The organism is Neorhizobium tunisiense, assembly GCF_039631515.1.
Taxonomy (GTDB): domain Bacteria; phylum Pseudomonadota; class Alphaproteobacteria; order Rhizobiales; family Rhizobiaceae; genus Neorhizobium.
This window is the reverse complement of sequence record NZ_JBDIUU010000001.1, coordinates 737562-755271: the sequence shown is the minus strand read 5'-3', so window position 1 is coordinate 755271 and position 17710 is coordinate 737562. Positions and strand designations below refer to the sequence as shown.

Genomic DNA, 17710 nt, shown 5'->3' with positions numbered 1-17710 from the left:
GGCGACAGCCCGTGAAGCACAGCGGTTCAGGCAACCCCTCCGCTTGGAAACGCGGCCCAGAAGAGCGTCGAGCCCGCTCCTTCGGCGGCGACCACCAGCAGGCTTTCGCCGGCATTCAACATATAGCCGGTTTTGCCTGATACCTTGTTGAAGAGTTGTGTGCCGTTGGTATTGACCGCCAGATCCGCCGATCCGGCGTTGACGATATGAAACGGCAATCCTACCAGCGAGGACGTATCCGACGAATTCGTGATCGCGGGCAGCGTGCAGACGAGCGTCGACGAGCCATCGAAGGTGACGAGGCCGGCATCCAGCGGATGGAGCACCGTGTTCTCAGTCTTGAGCGTCGATTTCATTCCCATCCCGAAGCGGGGATAGATGAAGCTGTTGCCGCCCCTGACTTCCAAATCGCCCTGGTTCTCCCAAGCATCGCCACGAATGTTGAACGCCGCCAATCCGCCGCGGGTCTGGTCTGTCCACAGGCCCGACAGCAGTGCTTGACGGCCAATCCCGCGTGCGCCGTGAAACTGGCTGGTGGCCGAGGCCGTATCGAAATCCGTCACCGTCGTATTGCTGCTGTAGAACCGGCTGAAGCCGGCGGCACGCCCGACAATATCGGCATTCTTGTCCCCGGGCACTTCGGAAATGTTGAGGTCGCAGCCCTGCGCGTTCTCGACATAGACACCCGCGCCGGAGCCACCCTCCGCGTCCACGCCGAGAAATCGCGAATTGGAGACGAATGCGCCGTCGTTGCGGGAACTCAGCTCGAAACAGGACATGCCCCAGGACGAGAGGGTCAGCGAGCCGCTGCCGGACGCGGTCAAGGCCGGGGAGGTAAATGCGTTTCCGATCTGGATCGTGTTGCCGCTCACCGACTTGACGACATAGATCCGCCCGGCCGTGATCCCGTAATTGCTGCCTGTGAAGGTGACCGGCATGCGCGGGCGGAACTTGCCGCCGTCCGGAACGGCAATATTCGCCGAGCCGTTCGAGAATGTCGCGTTCACCAGAAGTTCGGTCCGGTTGAAGGCGTTGTTCTGGATGCGGTCGGCATAGATCTCGTTGAGATGCGTGCCGTTGCCGCCCGCTTCGAACACGATGCCCCGGCAGAGCCGGTTGTCCCGGCCATCGGCGGGGATGATGTTGAAGAGCGAATCGAAGCGGCTATTTCCGGGCATCAGTGTCGAGGCCGGCAGCAGGGCGCTGTAGTACTGGCCGTTCTCACACAGATGCGTCCAGATGCGCGAGACATCCGTGTGCATGAAGTTGGCGAGGAACAGGCCCCAGTCGCCGCACTCGCGAATGAAGAGATCGTGGATGGTGGAAAACTGCAGGCCGATATTGTTCACGGCCCCGATGCTGATCGCCCGTGTGAATCCGGTAAAGCCGATATGTTCGCAACGCCAGCCGGTGATGCAGTCGTCGGTGATGTAAGCGGGCGGCGAACCGAGATCGGCATCGTTGGCGGCAAACGCCGGAAACGACCCGTCGCCGGCAAGCACGGTGCCGCCGGCGAAATCCCATCCGCTGTCCGGCACGGTGTCGTTGAGATAGTCGAGCACCGGCTGCACCCCCTGATAACCGATGCCGGAAGCGACCGGGAGCGGCTCCGTCAGCGCAATCACCGCATCCGGCAGCAGAATGGTGCCCCCGCCGCCTGCCGCGACCGCTGCCGCATGCACGGCCCGGATCGCCGCCTCGGTGGCATCGGAAGGAATGTAGAGTTTCGGAATCTGGCGCGATGGCATCGTTCAGTCCTCCGGACCGGTGAGTTGGCTGATCGTGAGTTGATTGTTTTGCGCGTCGGCAAGCGTATTGCCGTCTGCATCCGTCAGGATGAGCCCGTCCTCCTCGGGCGGCTCACCGCCGCCGATGGGAAAGGCGCCGGGGCCTGTCAGGGACAGTCCGAGATCCAGCATCATCCCCTCCCGCCGCGAACGCCGACCAGCCGGCTCCCGCCGATGCGAGCACATCCGGCGCCCGCCGCGTTGATTCCGTGTCTGAAGTGCTGTTTTCCCATTCCGATCTCCTCGGGCTCCGAGCCGCCAGGCGACTATCCGCAGGCGGGCGTTTCAGAACCCGATTTTAGGAACGGGTTGAGGAGCGGGGACGAAATGGCGGAAAAGATTCGATGAATGATCGATGGCACGCGGAAGCGTCCGGTAGTGAAGCGCCTGATATGCCTCACGGATCGGATGTTCTGGGGTGGCCGAAATGGAACGAGCCGTCGCGCTCACGGCAGATGTTCTTCCCCGCGATAGCCAGGAGAATCGAGCGGGACTGCATATGCTCGGCCGAAAACCGGAATGCGCGAGGTTCTGTTTTGGCAAAAAAGCCGAAATGACATGAGAAGAAAATTGGGAATGGTGGGCGATGAGAGACTCGAACTCCCGACATCCTCGGTGTAAACGAGGCGCTCTACCAACTGAGCTAATCGCCCGTTCGCGTTTGCGGAGCCGTGAAGCCCGCCGCGTCGGTGGCCGTGATCTATGCGGATCGCGGAAAAACCGCAAGGCCTTTCATGATGTTTTTTTGAAAATTTTGGGGAAGAGCCGACTGGACGGGGGCGGGGGAGGGGAAAGCGACGGGACGTCATCCTTTTGTCTTGAAACGCGCTTGACACCCGATCCCGAACCTCTTAGTTAGCCGCTCAACCGAGCGATCGAGGTCGCCCGGTGAGGAGGTTTCGACCTCAAGAGAAATGCGCGGGTGTAGCTCAGTTGGTTAGAGTGCCGGCCTGTCACGCCGGAGGTCGCGGGTTCGAGCCCCGTCACTCGCGCCATTCTCTTCTTCGAACAACCCGCTTTTTGCGCTCTTTGCGTAGAGGGCGTGCCGCCAGTCGGCAATATGCGCGGGTGTAGCTCAGTCGGTTAGAGTGCCGGCCTGTCACGCCGGAGGTCGCGGGTTCGAGCCCCGTCACTCGCGCCATTTATCACTCGGAAAACCGTATTCACTGAAAACGATTTGGCTTTCATCGGCCTTCCTGCTCGTCGTCTTTGGCTGTCGCCGTGATACAGCCGCCGGTAATCGTTTGAAATGCTCTATTTTGGCACAGGATGCGACATTCAAAACGCTTGCGCCGCGGCTTCGGCTGCGCTAACCACGGCTTGTTGCAATGCACGTTCGCTTTGCCTGTGCATTGATATTAGGCGTCGTCTCCCGACGCTTCAGGCAAGCTGGGATCGAATACAATGAGTGAACTCCTCACTTCCTATATCCCGATCGCGATTTTCATCGGCATTTCTCTGGTGATCGGCATCGCGCTTCTGGTTGCGCCCTTCGCCGTCGCCTACAAGGCGCCCGATTCGGAAAAGCTGTCGGCCTACGAATGCGGCTTCAACGCCTTCGACGATGCGCGCATGAAGTTCGACATCCGATTCTACCTCGTCTCGATCCTCTTCATCATCTTCGACCTCGAAGTCGCCTTCCTTTTCCCGTGGGCCGTGTCCTTCGGTGAGATTGGCTGGTTCGGCTTCTGGTCGATGATGGTATTCCTCGCCGTTCTGACGATCGGCTTCATCTATGAATGGAAGAAAGGAGCGCTGGAATGGGAGTAGTCGACACCGGCAGCACTCTCGTCGCGCCGCAACCCAAGGGCATTATCGATCCGAATACCGGCAAGCCCATCGGCAGCGACGACGCGTTCTTCGGCGAGATCAACAATGAGCTCGCCGACAAGGGTTTTCTCGTTACCTCCACCGACGAGCTGATCACCTGGGCCCGCACCGGGTCGCTGATGTGGATGACCTTTGGCCTCGCCTGCTGCGCGGTCGAGATGATGCAGCTCTCGATGCCGCGTTACGACGTCGAGCGCTTTGGTTTCGCGCCCCGCGCCTCGCCGCGCCAGTCGGACGTGATGATCGTTGCCGGCACGCTGACCAACAAGATGGCGCCGGCGCTCCGCAAGGTCTATGACCAGATGCCGGAGCCGCGTTACGTCATTTCGATGGGTTCCTGCGCCAATGGCGGCGGTTATTACCACTATTCCTATTCAGTGGTGCGCGGCTGCGATCGCATCGTGCCGATCGACATCTATGTTCCGGGCTGTCCCCCCACGGCGGAGGCACTGCTCTACGGCGTGCTTCTGCTGCAGAAGAAGATCCGGCGGACCGGCACGATCGAGCGCTGAGGGCCACAGGCCAAGGGTAATTGGACAAGATCATGAGTGAAGCCCTGAACGAGCTTTCGACCTACATCCGCGAAGCGCGCCCGTCCCTCGTGGCCGATGCGCAGGTCGCCTATGGCGAGCTGACGTTGACTGCGACGGCGGAAACCTTGCTGCCGCTGCTCGCCTTCCTGCGTGACGATGTGCAGTGCGGGTTCATCAGCTTCATCGATATCTGCGGTGTGGACTATCCGGCGCGCGAAAAGCGTTTCGACGTCGTCTACCATCTCCTGTCGCCCCGCCAGAACCAGCGTATCCGCATCAAGGTCGCGACCGCCGAGGACGAGCCCGTTCCGTCGGCCTGCCCGGTCTATCCCGGCGCCGACTGGTTCGAGCGCGAAGCCTGGGACATGTATGGCATCCTCTTCACCGGCCACCCGGACCTGCGCCGCATCCTGACGGATTACGGTTTCGAGGGCCACCCACTGCGCAAGGATTTCCCGACCACCGGGTTCGTCGAGGTTCGCTATGACGACAACGCCAAGCGCGTCGTCTACGAACCCGTCGAGCTGCGCCAGGAATTCCGCAGTTTCGATTTCTTGAGCCCATGGGAAGGGACGGATTACGTTCTTCCCGGGGATGAAAAGGCGAAAGCTTAAGGATCGGCGCAGTCGCGCCGTCCGTCCGCACTTCTTTCCCGCCCGGTGCGCCGCTCCGCCCGGCATGGAGTAAGCAGAATGACTGAACATAACGTCCGCAATTTCAATATCAATTTCGGACCGCAGCATCCGGCGGCGCATGGCGTGTTGCGCCTCGTCCTGGAACTTGATGGCGAAATCGTCGAGCGTGTCGATCCGCATATCGGCCTGCTTCACCGCGGCACCGAGAAGCTGATCGAGACCAAGACCTATCTGCAGGCGATTCCCTATTTCGACCGCCTCGATTACGTCGCGCCGATGAACCAGGAACATGCGTTCGCGCTTGCCGTCGAAAAGCTCCTGGATATCCAGATCCCGATCCGCGGCCAGCTGATCCGCGTGCTCTATTCGGAAATCGGTCGCATCCTCTCGCATCTCTTGAACGTCACGACGCAGGCCATGGACGTCGGTGCGCTGACGCCGCCGCTCTGGGGTTTCGAAGAGCGCGAAAAGCTGATGGTATTCTACGAGCGCGCCTCCGGCTCTCGCATGCATGCGGCCTATTTCCGTCCGGGCGGTGTCCATCAGGACCTGCCGCCGGAACTGGTCGAGGATATCGGCAAGTGGTGCGATGAGTTCCCGGCAAAGCTCGACGACATCGATGATCTGCTCACCGGCAACCGCATCTTCAAGCAGCGCAACGTCGATATCGGCGTCGTCAAGCTCGAAGACGCCTGGGCCTGGGGCTTTTCCGGCGTCATGGTCCGCGGTTCGGGCGCGGCCTGGGATCTGCGCCGCGCGCAGCCCTACGAGTGCTATTCGGAGATGGAATTCGACATCCCGATCGGCAAGAACGGCGACTGCTACGACCGTTACCTGATCCGCATGATTGAGATGCGCGAATCGGTGAAGATCATGAAGCAGTGCGTCAACCGCCTGCTCGGTGATGCCAGGACCGGCCCGTTCTCGTCTACGGACGGCAAGGTCGTGCCGCCGAAGCGCGGCGAGATGAAGCGGTCGATGGAAGCGCTGATCCATCACTTCAAGCTCTATACCGAAGGGTATCACGTGCCCGCCGGCGAGGTTTACGCGGCGGTTGAAGCCCCGAAGGGCGAATTCGGCGTCTTCCTGGTCGCCGACGGCACCAACAAGCCCTATCGCTGCAAGATCCGCGCGCCGGGTTACGCCCATCTCCAGGCCATGGATTTCATCTGTCGGGGTCACCAGCTGGCTGACGTCTCGGCGGTGCTCGGCTCGATCGATATCGTGTTCGGTGAGGTAGACCGCTGATGCTGCGCGCCGTCGTTTTCGCTGCCGTTATCTCTGCTGCCCCGGTTGCGTTCGCGCAGCAGGCTCAGACGGATGGTGCGATTTCGACGCAAGGCGGCGGATCGAAATCGATGCGCGATCTCCTGTCCGAAGGATATGAGATCAAAACCTCCGTTCCCAGTGGAACAAAGTTCATAGTGTTCATGCAGAAAGACAAGTCTGCCTATGCCTGCGAATTCGTGTCGCTCACGAAATCGCGGTGTGGATCCATAAACTGATAAGGCGTGGAAAAGAATGTCCGTTCGTCGATTAGCCGAAGACCAGGTGCAGCCGGCAATATTCGCCTTCAATGACGAGAATTCCGTCTGGGCCGAGGCAACGATCAGGAAATATCCGGCAGGCCGGCAGCAATCGGCTGTCATCCCGCTTCTGATGCGTGCGCAGGAACAGGATGGCTGGGTGACCCGCGCGGCGATCGAGTTCGTCGCAAACAAGCTCGACATGCCCTATATCCGCGTCCTCGAAGTCGCGACCTTCTACACCCAGTTCCAGCTGAAGCCGGTCGGCACTCGCGCCCATATCCAGGTCTGCGGCACCACCCCCTGCATGCTGCGCGGCGCCGAGGACCTGATGAAGGTCTGTCAGCACAAGATCCATCACGATCCGTTTGCGCTGAACGCCGACGGCACGCTGTCGTGGGAAGAGGTCGAGTGTCAGGGCGCCTGCGTCAACGCGCCGATGGTCATCATCTTCAGGGATGCCTATGAGGACCTGACGCCCGAGCGCCTCGAAGAGATCATCGATGCTTTCGAAGCTGGCAAGGGCCACGAAATCAAGCCAGGCCCGCAGATCGACCGCATCTTCTCGGCCCCCGTGGGCGGTCCGCAGACGTTGAACGACGAGATCAAGCCGGTCCGCACCAATCTCGATCCGCATCCGAGCGCCGAAGAGGCGGCTGCCGCGGCAAGCATTCCTCCGGCCGATGCCGCTCGTCCGAAGGACACGGCGCCGGAGACGGACCCGAAACTGAAGACCCCTGCCACCGCCCCGGCGGCGGCGGCCGCGAATGCCAAGGCCGCAGAGAAGCAGCCCTCGGCGACCGCAAAGAGCAAACCGGCTCCGAAGACGCCCGGCAGTGCAGCGGAAGGCGCGCCGCCGGAACCCGGCGCGGTCTCCGGGGACTTGAAGCCGAAGCGCACACGGCGCAAGACCACGACTGAAGGTGAGTCGTGACATTTGAGAATTTGTGTGCGGCCTTTGAAAAAGGCTGCAATATATCGACTGGCAACCGGCTTAATCGCGACGGACTTGTGGAATAGATCATGTTGAAAGATCAGGATCGCATCTTTACCAATATCTACGGCCTCAAGGACAAGTCCCTGAAAGGCGCGATGAGCCGCGGCCATTGGGACGGCACCAAGGAAATCCTCGAGAAGGGCCGGGACTGGATCATCAACGAGATGAAGGCGTCCGGCCTTCGCGGTCGTGGCGGCGCAGGCTTCCCGACCGGTCTCAAGTGGTCCTTCATGCCGAAGGAGAGCGACGGCCGCCCGCACTACCTCGTGGTCAACGCCGATGAATCCGAGCCCGGCACCTGCAAGGACCGCGACATCATGCGCCACGATCCGCATACGCTGATCGAAGGCTGCGTGATCGCCGGTTTCGCCATGGGCGCGCATACCGCCTACATCTATGTGCGTGGCGAATACATGCGCGAACGCGAAGCGCTGCAGGCGGCGATCGACGAATGTTATGATTTCGGCCTTCTCGGGGGCAACAGCAAGCTCGGCTGGGATTTCGACATCTACCTCCATCACGGCGCCGGCGCCTATATCTGCGGCGAAGAGACCGCGCTGCTCGAAAGCCTCGAAGGCAAGAAGGGCCAGCCGCGCCTGAAGCCGCCGTTCCCGGCAAACATGGGCCTCTACGGCTGCCCGACCACGGTCAACAACGTCGAATCGATCGCGGTTGCCCCGACCATCCTGCGCCGCGGCGCCGGCTGGTTCTCGTCCATGGGCCGCCCGAACAATGTCGGCACCAAGCTGTTCATGCTCTCCGGCCACGTCAACAAGCCGTGCACCGTCGAAGAAGTGATGGGCATCACCTTCCGTGAACTGGTCGACAAGCATGCCGGCGGCATCCGCGGCGGCTGGGACAATCTGCTGGCGGTCATTCCGGGCGGCGCGTCCTGCCCGATCGTGCCGGCCAAGGACATCATGGACTGCCAGATGGATTTCGACGGCCTGCGCGCCGTCGGCTCCTCCTTCGGCACGGCAGGCGCCATCGTCATGGACAAGTCCACCGACGTCATCAAGGCGATCGCCCGCATCTCGGCCTTCTTCAAGCACGAGAGCTGCGGCCAGTGCACGCCGTGCCGCGAAGGCACCGGCTGGATGTGGCGGGTGCTCGAGCGCATGGTCAAGGGCAATGCCCAGAAGCGCGAAATCGACATGCTGTTCCAGGTGACCAAGCAGATCGAAGGCCACACCATCTGTGCGCTCGGCGATGCGGCGGCCTGGCCGGTTCAGGGCCTGATCCGGCATTTTCGTCCGGAGATCGAAGCGCGTATCGACCAGTATACCCGAAACGCGACGGCGCATGGCGCCGTCCTGGAAGCTGCGGAGTAGCCACGTGATCAAGCTGGGCAAAGAGCATGAAGGGGAGGCGACGGATCGTCCGGCGCTCGATCCGGCGCGAATGCCCGATTTTTCCGAGGCGATGAAGCACAATCCGCTGATGGCGAATATGGCGGCCGCGACGGCAGTTGGCTTCGGCATCGCCGCGCAGATGGCCGGAGTCTTCTTGGGTGCGCTGCAGGGCGCGATGGAAGCGGGCAACCGTCAGAAGGCTGCTGAAGAAGCTCCGTCCGCGGCGGCTCCGGTTGAGGCGCCCGCTGTCACGGAAACGCCGGCTCCAGTGCCGGCCCCGACCGCCGCGGCCGCGGTCTCAGAACCCGCGCCGATCGTTGAAAAGCCGAAGGCAAAGCCGGCCGCGCCGGCTCGCAAGGCGACTGTAACAGCGCCCAAGGCCGAATCGGTCAAGAAGCCGGCCGCCAAGGCCAAGGTTGCGACGGCAAAGGCCGTGGCTCCGAAGGCTCCGGCAAAGCCGCTAGTCGAGGCGAAGACGGTAACGGCGCCCAAGGCGAAGGCGGTCAAGGCCAAGGCATCTGCCGGCGGCGATCTGAAACAGATTTCGGGCGTCGGTCCGAAGCTGGTGGAAGTGCTGAACGGATTGGGTGTGACGAGCCTCGCTGAGGTCGCAGCCTGGAGCGAAGCCGATATTGCCCGCTTCGACAAGGAATTGGGGCTCGACGGACGCATCGGCCGCGACGATTGGGTCGGCCAGGCGAAAGCCCTGTTGAAATAAAAGAATATGTCCCCGAGTCGCCTGCCCCCAGGAGACCCAAAGGATGGAACCAAGGACGTAAGTGAGACGATGGTTAAGCTGAAGGTTGACGGCAAAGAGGTCGAAGTTCCGGATCATTTCACGCTGCTGCAGGCATGCGAAGAAGCCGGCGCCGAGGTCCCGCGCTTTTGTTTCCACGAACGTCTTTCGGTTGCCGGCAATTGCCGCATGTGCCTGATCGAAGTGAAGGGCGGACCGCCGAAGCCGGCAGCCTCCTGCGCCATGGGCGTGCGCGACGTGCGCGGCGGCCCGAACGGCGAACTGCCGGAAATCTTCACCAACACGCCAATGGTCAAGAAGGCTCGCGAAGGCGTGATGGAATTCCTGCTGATCAACCACCCGCTGGATTGCCCGATCTGCGACCAGGGCGGTGAATGCGACCTGCAGGACCAGGCAATGGCCTTCGGCATCGACAGTTCCCGCTATACGGAAAACAAGCGTGCCGTCGAAGACAAGTATATCGGCCCGCTGGTCAAGACCGTGATGAACCGCTGCATCCATTGCACGCGCTGCGTCCGCTTCACCACCGAAGTCGGCGGCATTTCCGAACTCGGCCTGATCGGCCGCGGCGAGGATGCCGAGATCACCACCTATCTCGAAAGCGCCATGACCTCGGAGCTGCAGGGCAACGTCATCGACCTTTGCCCGGTCGGCGCACTGACCTCGCGTCCCTTCGCCTTCACCGCCCGTCCATGGGAACTCAACAAGACCGAATCGATCGACGTCATGGACGCCGTCGGCTCGGCGATCCGCGTCGACACCCGCGGTCGCGAGGTGATGCGCATCATGCCGCGCGTCAACGAGCAGGTGAACGAGGAGTGGATCTCCGACAAGACCCGCTTCATCTGGGACGGCCTGAAGACCCAGCGCCTCGATCGCCCCTACGTCCGCAAGGGCGGCCGCCTTCAGGCCGCGTCCTGGGGCGAAGCCTTCGGCGCCATCAGGGCTGCGGTTTCCGGCACCTCTGCCGCAAAGATCGGCGCGATCGCCGGCGATCTGGCTTCGGTCGAGGAAATGTACGCTCTGAAGGAGCTGGTCCGGTCGCTCGGATCGGAAAACCTCGACTGTCGCCAGGACGGGACGGCGCTTGATCCGTCGCTCGGCCGCGCAAGCTACCTCTTCAACCCGACTATCGAGGGCATCGAACAGGCCGGCGCTCTGCTTCTGGTCGGCGCCAACCCACGCCTCGAGGCAGCCGTCCTTAACGCCCGCATCCGCAAGCGCTTCCGCCGCGGCAACTTCCCGATCGGCGTGATCGGCGAAGTCAGCGAACTGCGTTATGTCTACGATTATCTCGGTGCCGGCGCCGAAACGCTGTCCGACCTCGCCTCCGGAGCGAACGGTTTTGCCGACAAGCTGCGCGCTGCCAAAAATCCGATGATCATCGTAGGGCAGGGGGCTCTCGCCCGCCCGGATGGTGCCGCCATCCTCGCCGCCGCCGCCCAGCTTGCCGGGTCGGTCGGCGCATTGACCGACGAGTGGAACGGCTTTGCCGTCCTCCACACCGCCGCTGCCCGCGTCGGCGGCCTCGACCTCGGCTTCGTGCCGGGTGAAAAGGGCGCCAATGCCGCCAAAATGGTCGCCGGCATGGATGTCCTCTTCCTGCTCGGTGCCGACGAACTCGACTTCTCGAAGAAGGGCGCCAAGTTCACCGTCTATATCGGCAGCCACGGCGATGCCGGCGCGCACAATGCCGACGTCATCCTGCCGGGGGCAGCCTATACGGAAAAGTCGGGCACCTGGGTCAACACCGAAGGCCGCGTCCAGATGGGCAACCGTGCCGGCTTCGCGCCGGGCGAGGCCCGCGAAGACTGGGCGATCATCCGCGCGCTCTCCGACGTCCTCGGAAGCAAACTGCCCTTCGATTCGCTGAGCGCCCTGCGCGCGAAACTCTATGCGGACTACCCGCATTTCGCCGCCATCGACGAGATCGCAGCGGGCTCGGTGAACGAAATTGCCGCACTTGGCCAAAAAGCTGCTGCTATGACGAAGTCCGGGTTTGCGTCGCCGATCAAAGACTTCTATTTGACGAACCCGATCGCCCGCGCATCTGCCGTCATGGCGGAATGCTCGGCATTGGCCCGCAACAATTTCCAGGCTGCGGCGGAGTAATTTTGAACATGGATTCGTTCTTTTCCATCTATGTCTGGCCAGGCCTCATCATGGTGGCACAGTCGCTGCTGCTACTGGTTTGCCTGCTCGTCTTCATCGCCTATGTCCTGCTTGCCGACCGCAAGATCTGGGCAGCCGTCCAGCTGCGCCGCGGCCCGAACGTCGTCGGTCCCTTCGGCCTGTTCCAGTCCTTTGCCGACCTTTTGAAGTTCGTCTTCAAGGAGCCGATCATTCCGGCCGGCGCCAACAAGGCCGTCTTCCTGCTCGCACCGCTGGTTGCCGTGCTTCTGGCCCTGTCGACCTGGGCCGTGGTGCCGCTTGCAGATGGATGGGTGATCGCCAACATCAATGTCGGCATCCTCTATATCTTTGCGATCTCCTCGCTCGAAGTCTACGGCATCATCATGGGTGGCTGGGCTTCGAACTCGAAATACCCGTTCCTCGGCGCGCTCCGCTCGGCGGCGCAGATGGTCTCCTACGAAGTCTCGATCGGCTTCGTCATCGTCACCGTGCTGCTCTGTGTCGGGTCGCTTAATCTAACCGACATCGTCAATGCCCAGCATGACGGCCTCGGCACGATGATGGGCCTGCCCGCTTCGTTCCTCGATTGGCACTGGCTGGCGTTGTTCCCGATGTTCGTGGTGTTCTTCATCTCGGCACTCGCCGAAACCAACCGCCCGCCTTTCGATCTTCCCGAGGCGGAATCGGAACTGGTTGCCGGCTTCATGGTCGAATACGGCTCCTCGCCATACATGATGTTCATGCTCGGCGAATACGCGGCCGTCTGCCTGATGTGCGCGCTGACGACCATCCTGTTCCTCGGGGGCTGGCTGCCGCCGGTCGATATCTGGATTCTCAACTGGGTGCCGGGCATCGTCTGGTTCATGCTGAAGTCGATGCTCGTCTTCTTCATGTTCGCCATGGTCAAGGCCTTCGTACCGCGCTACCGCTACGACCAGCTCATGCGCCTCGGCTGGAAGATTTTTCTGCCGCTGTCGCTCGCCATGGTCGTCATCACCGCATTCGTGCTGAAGCTGATGGGATGGGCATGACCATCCACGCTTCCGGCATTATTGGAGAATAAACATGGCAAGTCTCGGCCAGGCCGTGAATTCGCTGTTCCTGAAGGAGTTCGTCGGGGCGTTCTTCCTGTCGATGCGCTACTTCTTCAAGCAGAAGGCGACGATCAACTATCCGTTCGAAAAGGGCCCCGTCTCTCCGCGCTTCCGCGGCGAGCATGCGCTACGCCGTTATCCGAACGGCGAGGAACGCTGCATCGCCTGCAAGCTGTGCGAGGCGATCTGTCCTGCCCAGGCGATCACCATCGAGGCCGGCCCGCGCCGCAACGACGGCACCCGCCGCACGGTGCGTTACGATATCGACATGGTGAAGTGCATCTATTGCGGCTTCTGCCAGGAAGCCTGCCCGGTGGATGCGATCGTCGAAGGCCCGAACTTCGAATTCTCGACCGAGACGCGCGAAGAACTCTATTTCGACAAGGCGCGTCTGCTGGAAAACGGCGACCGCTGGGAGCGTGAAATCGCTCGCAACATCGCAATCGATTCGCCCTACCGCTGAGGCGGGGCGCTTTCCGGTGCCCTCCTGGCGCCGGTGAGATCTGGATGAAATGCCCGGCGCCTATCACAAGGCCGGGTTTCGACGGGTAGGGGCACTCGCCCCGATCCCGGTGAGGGACGAAAAGGCACCACGATGGGTCTGCAGGCAATCTTCTTTTATCTTTTCGCGTTCATCGCGGTGGCGTCGGCGTTCATGGTCATTTCGGCCAAGAACCCGGTGCACTCGGTGCTGTTCCTCATCCTGGTCTTTTTCAACGCAGCCGGCCTCTTCCTGCTGACGGGCGCCGAATTCCTGGCGATGATCCTGCTGGTCGTCTATATCGGCGCGGTGGCGGTCCTCTTCCTCTTCGTCGTGATGATGCTCGATATCGACTTTGCGGAACTGCGCTCGGGTGTGCTGCAATATGCCCCGATCGGCATATTGGTCGGCCTTATCGTGGCTGCGGAACTGGTGGTTGTCGTCGGCGGCAGCGTGCTGACCCCGGGGGCGGCGAAGTCGATCACCATGCCGATCCCAAACCCGGCGAGCCGCACCAATACGGCCGCCCTCGGCGACGTGCTCTATACGAATTACGTCTACTTCTTCCAGATCGCCGGCCTGGTGCTTCTGGTGGCGATGATCGGCGCGATTGTGCTGACGTTGCGTCACCGCACCAACATCAAGCGGCAGGATATTTCCAGGCAGGTTGCCCGCACGCCCGCGACCGCCGTCGAGGTGGTCAAGGTCAAGCCGGGTCAAGGCGTCTGAGGCGGGAAAAAGGATTAAAGCAATGGAAATCGGACTTTCCCATTATCTCACGGTCAGCGCCATCCTCTTCACGCTCGGCGTTTTCGGCATCTTCCTGAACCGCAAGAACGTCATCATCATCCTGATGTCGGTGGAGCTCATCCTGCTCTCGGTCAACCTGAACATGGTGGCCTTCTCCTCCTTCCTGAACGACATCGTCGGCCAGGTCTTCGCATTGTTCATTCTGACCGTGGCGGCCGCTGAAGCGGCCATCGGTCTTGCAATTCTCGTCGTCTTCTACCGCAACCGCGGTTCGATCGCCGTCGAAGACGTCAATATGATGAAGGGCTGATCGGGTCATGATCTACAAGGCAATCGTCTTCCTACCCCTGATCGGCTTCCTGATCGCCGGCCTTTTCGGCCGTTCGATCGGCGCTAAGGCATCCGAATACGTCACCAGCGGCCTGATGATCATCGCGGCCGTGCTCTCCTGGATCGTCTTCTTGCAAGTGGGTCTTGCGCATGGCGAAGCCGGCGAGGTGATCAAGGTCCCGGTGATGCGCTGGATCCAGTCCGGCGGCATCGACGTCGAATGGGCGTTCCGCATCGACACGCTGACGGCGGTCATGTTCGTCGTCGTCAATACCGTCTCGACGCTCGTGCATGTCTATTCGATCGGCTACATGCACCACGACCCGCATCGCCCGCGCTTCTTCGCCTACCTGTCGCTCTTCACCTTCGCGATGCTGATGCTGGTCACGTCGGACAACCTCGCCCAGATGTTCTTCGGCTGGGAAGGCGTAGGCCTGGCGTCCTATCTGCTGATCGGCTTCTGGTACAAGAAGCCCTCGGCCTCGGCTGCCGCGATAAAGGCCTTCATCGTCAACCGCGTCGGCGACTTCGGCTTCGTGCTCGGCATTGCCGGCGTCTTCGTGCTGTTCGGTTCGATCAGCTTCGAGACGATCTTCGCCGCAGCCGCCACCTATCTGCCGGCCGAAGGGTCGCCGGAAGCCGCCCAGGCGATCGTCAACATCTTCGGCATGTCGCTCGACAAGGCCAATGCCGTCACCGTCGTCTGCCTGCTGCTATTCATGGGCGCGATGGGCAAATCGGCGCAATTCCTGCTGCACACCTGGCTGCCGGACGCAATGGAAGGCCCGACCCCGGTTTCGGCGCTCATCCATGCCGCGACCATGGTCACCGCCGGCGTCTTCCTCGTCGCCCGCATGTCGCCGATTTTCGAACTATCGCCCAACGCCCTGCTGGTCGTTACCGTCATCGGCGCGATCACCGCCTTCTTCGCGGCGACCGTCGGCCTCGTCCAGAACGACATCAAACGCGTCATCGCCTATTCGACCTGCTCGCAGCTCGGCTACATGTTCGTGGCGCTCGGCGTCGGAGCCTATGGCGCGGCGATCTTCCATCTCTTCACCCACGCCTTCTTCAAGGCGCTGCTGTTCCTTGGCGCCGGTTCGGTCATCCATGCCGTCGATGGCGAGCAGGACATGCGCTACATGGGCGGCCTTCGCAAACACATCCCGATCACCTTCTGGATGATGACGATCGGTACCCTGGCGCTGACCGGCGTCGGCATTCCGTTCACGCCGATCGGTTTTGCCGGCTTCTTCTCCAAGGACGTGATCATCGAAGCCGCCTATGCCTCGCATTCGCCGGTCTCGGGTTTCGCCTTCACGCTCCTGGTGATCGCCGCATTGTTCACCAGCTTCTATTCCTGGCGCCTTGCCTTCCTCACCTTCTTCGGCAGGCCGCGCGCGTCCGCCGATGTCATGCACCACGTGCATGAATCGCCGAGCGTCATGCTGATCCCGCTCTATCTCCTGGCACTCGGCGCGGTTTTGGCCGGCGTCCTCTTCGAAGGTTACTTCTACGGCGAGGAATATCTCGAATTCTGGAAGGGCGCGCTGTTCACCTCCGAACACAACGAACTGCTGCACGAATTCCATCATGTGCCGGCGCTGGTGGCCCTCAGCCCCTTCATCGCCATGCTGATCGGTTTCGTCACCGCCTGGTACTTCTACATCAAGTCGCCCTCGACGCCCCGTCGTCTGGCCGCTTCGCAGAAGGTCCTCTACGAGTTCCTGCTCAACAAGTGGTATTTCGACGAGCTCTACGACTTCCTCTTCGTCCGCTCCGCCAAGGCGCTCGGCCGGTTCCTGTGGAAGAAGGGTGATGTCGGCGTCATCGATACCTACGGCCCGAACGGCGTTGCCGCCCGCGTGGTCGACGTCACCAACCGGGTAGTCAAGCTGCAGTCCGGTTATCTCTATCATTATGCGTTCGCGATGCTGATCGGCATCGCCGCCCTCGTCACCTGGATGATGCTCGGGAGCTCAATCTAATGACCGACTGGCCAATTCTCTCGACGGTCACCTTTCTGCCGCTGGTCGGCGTGCTGTTGCTGCTTCTGACACGGGAAGACGGCCCCTTCGGGCGCCGCAACATCTTGAACGTCTCGCTGTTCACGACGGTCTTCACCTTCATCGTCTCGCTCTTCATCTGGATCGGCTTCGACAATTCGAATGCCGGCTTCCAGATGGTCGAGAAACATAACTGGCTCGGCACCGGCATCTCCTATCATCTCGGCGTCGACGGCATCTCCATGCTGTTCGTCATCCTGACGACCTTCCTGATGCCCTTCTGCGTGCTCGCCAGCTGGAACACGATCGAAAAGCGTCTCAAGGAATACATGATCGCCTTCCTGCTCCTGGAAGTGGTCATGACCGGCGTCTTCGTCTCGCTCGATGTGGTGCTCTTCTACGTCTTCTTCGAGGCGACCCTCATCCCGATGTTCGTCATCATCGGTGTGTGGGGCGGCAAGGACCGCGTCTACGCGTCGTACAAGTTCTTCCTCTATACGCTGCTTGGCTCGGTGCTGATGATGCTCGCTGTCATGGCCATGTACTGGCAGGCCGGCACGACCGACATGACCGAACTCCTGAAATACGGCTTCCCGGCCGGCATGCAGACCTGGCTCTGGCTCGCCTGCTTTGCGGCCTTCTCGGTCAAGATGCCGATGTGGCCGGTCCATACCTGGCTTCCGGACGCTCACGTTCAGGCCCCGACCGCAGGCTCGGTCATCCTGGCAGGCGTCATGCTGAAGCTCGGCGGCTACGGGATGATCCGCTTCTCGCTCGCCATGTTCCCGATCGCCTCGGAATATTTCGCGCCGCTGGTCTTCTCGCTGTCGGTCATCGCTATCATCTACACCTCGCTGGTGGCGATGATGCAGGACGACATCAAGAAGCTGATCGCCTATTCGTCCGTCGCCCACATGGGCTACGTCACCATGGGCATCTTTGCGGCGAACGTGCAGGGCGTGCAGGGCGCGATCTTCCAGATGCTGTCGCACGGCATCGTCTCCGGCGCACTCTTCCTCTGCGTCGGCGTCGTGTACGACCGGCTCCACACCCGCGAAATCTCGGCCTATGGCGGCCTCGTCAACAACATGCCGAAATACGCCGTCGCCTTCATGATCTTCACCATGGCCAATGTCGGCCTGCCCGGCACGTCCGGCTTTATCGGCGAATTCCTGACGATCATCGGCGTCTTCCGGGTCAACACCTGGGTAGCTCTGTTTGCGGCGACCGGCGTCATCCTCTCGGCCTCCTACGCTCTCTGGCTCTATCGCCGGGTGATCTTCGGGGCGCTCGAAAAGGAAAGCCTTAAAGGCCTGCTCGACCTTTCCGGCCGCGAAAAGCTCATCCTCTATCCGCTGATCGCGGTCACCATCTTCTACGGCTTCTATCCTGCGCCGATCTTCGATGCGACGGCGGCTTCCGTAGACCTCGTGGTGAACAATTATTCCGCAGCCTTGGCAGCAGCGAAAACGCTTGCGCTCAACGCGCACTGAGACGGG

General features: G+C 61.5%; 17 protein-coding genes and 3 tRNA genes. 17 read left to right on the top strand and 3 right to left on the bottom strand.

Features of this window, described 5'->3' with window-relative positions:
- Positions 1-26: 26 nt before the first annotated feature.
- The 3 genes from ABCW43_RS03960 to ABCW43_RS03950 all read right to left on the bottom strand — a co-directional run bounded on the left by ABCW43_RS03960 (position 27) and on the right by ABCW43_RS03950 (position 2440).
- Positions 27-1748, bottom strand: a complete 1722-nt coding sequence (locus ABCW43_RS03960; RefSeq protein WP_345922193.1) for a hypothetical protein — start codon at positions 1746-1748, stop codon at positions 27-29.
- A 3-nt stretch (positions 1749-1751) separates the two neighbouring features.
- A complete protein-coding gene (locus tag ABCW43_RS03955) occupies positions 1752-1922 on the bottom strand; it encodes a hypothetical protein (protein WP_345922192.1) in 171 nt (56 codons plus the stop codon).
- Positions 1923-2364: 442 nt separating this feature from the next.
- A tRNA-Val gene (locus ABCW43_RS03950) sits at positions 2365-2440 on the bottom strand.
- A gap of 265 nt (positions 2441-2705) precedes the next feature.
- Between ABCW43_RS03950 and ABCW43_RS03945 the strand changes: the two genes are divergently transcribed.
- From ABCW43_RS03945 to ABCW43_RS03865, 17 genes are all read left to right on the top strand, one after another.
- A tRNA-Asp gene (locus ABCW43_RS03945) sits at positions 2706-2782 on the top strand.
- A gap of 69 nt (positions 2783-2851) precedes the next feature.
- Positions 2852-2928, top strand: a tRNA-Asp gene (locus ABCW43_RS03940).
- A 263-nt stretch (positions 2929-3191) separates the two neighbouring features.
- Complete coding sequence (locus ABCW43_RS03935) at positions 3192-3557, top strand: NADH-quinone oxidoreductase subunit A (RefSeq protein ID WP_210011501.1); 366 nt, start codon at positions 3192-3194, stop codon at positions 3555-3557.
- On the top strand, positions 3548-4129 hold the full coding sequence (locus ABCW43_RS03930) for a NuoB/complex I 20 kDa subunit family protein (protein WP_345922191.1): 582 nt from the start codon (positions 3548-3550) through the stop codon (positions 4127-4129). The genes ABCW43_RS03935 and ABCW43_RS03930 overlap by 10 nt, the downstream gene beginning before the upstream one ends.
- Before the next feature lie 32 nt (positions 4130-4161).
- Positions 4162-4764 carry an NADH-quinone oxidoreductase subunit C gene (locus tag ABCW43_RS03925; protein ID WP_345922190.1) on the top strand — a complete coding sequence of 201 codons (603 nt, stop codon included), beginning with the start codon at positions 4162-4164 and terminating at the stop codon, positions 4762-4764.
- Positions 4765-4842: 78 nt separating this feature from the next.
- A complete protein-coding gene (locus tag ABCW43_RS03920; RefSeq protein ID WP_345922189.1) occupies positions 4843-6033 on the top strand; it encodes an NADH-quinone oxidoreductase subunit D in 1191 nt (396 codons plus the stop codon).
- The gene (locus tag ABCW43_RS03915; protein WP_345922188.1) at positions 6033-6290 is read left to right on the top strand and encodes a hypothetical protein; all 258 of its coding nucleotides are present in this window, start codon (positions 6033-6035) and stop codon (positions 6288-6290) included. The genes ABCW43_RS03920 and ABCW43_RS03915 overlap by 1 nt, the downstream gene beginning before the upstream one ends.
- A gap of 16 nt (positions 6291-6306) precedes the next feature.
- Positions 6307-7245, top strand: coding sequence for an NADH-quinone oxidoreductase subunit NuoE (gene nuoE / locus ABCW43_RS03910; RefSeq protein ID WP_345922187.1), 939 nt, complete (start codon positions 6307-6309; stop codon positions 7243-7245).
- A gap of 89 nt (positions 7246-7334) precedes the next feature.
- Positions 7335-8639, top strand: a complete 1305-nt coding sequence (gene nuoF / locus ABCW43_RS03905) for an NADH-quinone oxidoreductase subunit NuoF (protein ID WP_345922186.1) — start codon at positions 7335-7337, stop codon at positions 8637-8639.
- Positions 8640-8643: 4 nt separating this feature from the next.
- Positions 8644-9378, top strand: a complete 735-nt coding sequence (locus ABCW43_RS03900) for a helix-hairpin-helix domain-containing protein (protein WP_345922185.1) — start codon at positions 8644-8646, stop codon at positions 9376-9378.
- A gap of 69 nt (positions 9379-9447) precedes the next feature.
- A complete protein-coding gene (gene nuoG / locus ABCW43_RS03895) occupies positions 9448-11529 on the top strand; it encodes an NADH-quinone oxidoreductase subunit NuoG (protein ID WP_345922184.1) in 2082 nt (693 codons plus the stop codon).
- An 8-nt stretch (positions 11530-11537) separates the two neighbouring features.
- The gene (gene nuoH / locus ABCW43_RS03890) at positions 11538-12581 is read left to right on the top strand and encodes an NADH-quinone oxidoreductase subunit NuoH (RefSeq protein WP_345922183.1); all 1044 of its coding nucleotides are present in this window, start codon (positions 11538-11540) and stop codon (positions 12579-12581) included.
- Positions 12582-12615: 34 nt separating this feature from the next.
- Positions 12616-13107 carry an NADH-quinone oxidoreductase subunit NuoI gene (nuoI, locus tag ABCW43_RS03885; protein WP_113131579.1) on the top strand — a complete coding sequence of 164 codons (492 nt, stop codon included), beginning with the start codon at positions 12616-12618 and terminating at the stop codon, positions 13105-13107.
- A gap of 132 nt (positions 13108-13239) precedes the next feature.
- Entirely contained in the window at positions 13240-13854 is a 615-nt protein-coding gene (locus ABCW43_RS03880) for an NADH-quinone oxidoreductase subunit J (protein ID WP_345922182.1), read from the top strand.
- Between the two features lie 22 nt (positions 13855-13876).
- Entirely contained in the window at positions 13877-14185 is a 309-nt protein-coding gene (gene nuoK / locus ABCW43_RS03875) for an NADH-quinone oxidoreductase subunit NuoK (RefSeq protein WP_007772674.1), read from the top strand.
- A gap of 7 nt (positions 14186-14192) precedes the next feature.
- Complete coding sequence (gene nuoL / locus ABCW43_RS03870; RefSeq protein ID WP_345922181.1) at positions 14193-16193, top strand: NADH-quinone oxidoreductase subunit L; 2001 nt, start codon at positions 14193-14195, stop codon at positions 16191-16193.
- Entirely contained in the window at positions 16193-17704 is a 1512-nt protein-coding gene (locus ABCW43_RS03865; protein ID WP_345922180.1) for an NADH-quinone oxidoreductase subunit M, read from the top strand. The genes nuoL and ABCW43_RS03865 overlap by 1 nt, the downstream gene beginning before the upstream one ends.
- The last annotated feature ends 6 nt before the right edge of the window (positions 17705-17710 follow it).

What these genes read in the sequence shown, in the direction of transcription:
- nuoE (WP_345922187.1), top strand. Translation starts at nt 6,307, where the DNA reads ATGTCCGTTCGTCGATTAGCCGAAGACCAGGTGCAGCCGGCAATATTC.
- ABCW43_RS03935 (WP_210011501.1), top strand. Translation starts at nt 3,192, where the DNA reads ATGAGTGAACTCCTCACTTCCTATATCCCGATCGCGATTTTCATCGGC.
- nuoL (WP_345922181.1), top strand. Translation starts at nt 14,193, where the DNA reads ATGATCTACAAGGCAATCGTCTTCCTACCCCTGATCGGCTTCCTGATC.
- ABCW43_RS03880 (WP_345922182.1), top strand. Translation starts at nt 13,240, where the DNA reads ATGGGTCTGCAGGCAATCTTCTTTTATCTTTTCGCGTTCATCGCGGTG.
- nuoF (WP_345922186.1), top strand. Translation starts at nt 7,335, where the DNA reads ATGTTGAAAGATCAGGATCGCATCTTTACCAATATCTACGGCCTCAAG.
- ABCW43_RS03930 (WP_345922191.1), top strand. Translation starts at nt 3,548, where the DNA reads ATGGGAGTAGTCGACACCGGCAGCACTCTCGTCGCGCCGCAACCCAAG.
- ABCW43_RS03920 (WP_345922189.1), top strand. Translation starts at nt 4,843, where the DNA reads ATGACTGAACATAACGTCCGCAATTTCAATATCAATTTCGGACCGCAG.
- nuoG (WP_345922184.1), top strand. Translation starts at nt 9,448, where the DNA reads ATGGTTAAGCTGAAGGTTGACGGCAAAGAGGTCGAAGTTCCGGATCAT.
- ABCW43_RS03865 (WP_345922180.1), top strand. Translation starts at nt 16,193, where the DNA reads ATGACCGACTGGCCAATTCTCTCGACGGTCACCTTTCTGCCGCTGGTC.
- nuoI (WP_113131579.1), top strand. Translation starts at nt 12,616, where the DNA reads ATGGCAAGTCTCGGCCAGGCCGTGAATTCGCTGTTCCTGAAGGAGTTC.
- nuoK (WP_007772674.1), top strand. Translation starts at nt 13,877, where the DNA reads ATGGAAATCGGACTTTCCCATTATCTCACGGTCAGCGCCATCCTCTTC.
- ABCW43_RS03915 (WP_345922188.1), top strand. Translation starts at nt 6,033, where the DNA reads ATGCTGCGCGCCGTCGTTTTCGCTGCCGTTATCTCTGCTGCCCCGGTT.
- nuoH (WP_345922183.1), top strand. Translation starts at nt 11,538, where the DNA reads ATGGATTCGTTCTTTTCCATCTATGTCTGGCCAGGCCTCATCATGGTG.
- ABCW43_RS03960 (WP_345922193.1), bottom strand. Translation starts at nt 1,748, where the DNA reads ATGCCATCGCGCCAGATTCCGAAACTCTACATTCCTTCCGATGCCACC.
- ABCW43_RS03955 (WP_345922192.1), bottom strand. Translation starts at nt 1,922, where the DNA reads ATGATGCTGGATCTCGGACTGTCCCTGACAGGCCCCGGCGCCTTTCCC.
- ABCW43_RS03925 (WP_345922190.1), top strand. Translation starts at nt 4,162, where the DNA reads ATGAGTGAAGCCCTGAACGAGCTTTCGACCTACATCCGCGAAGCGCGC.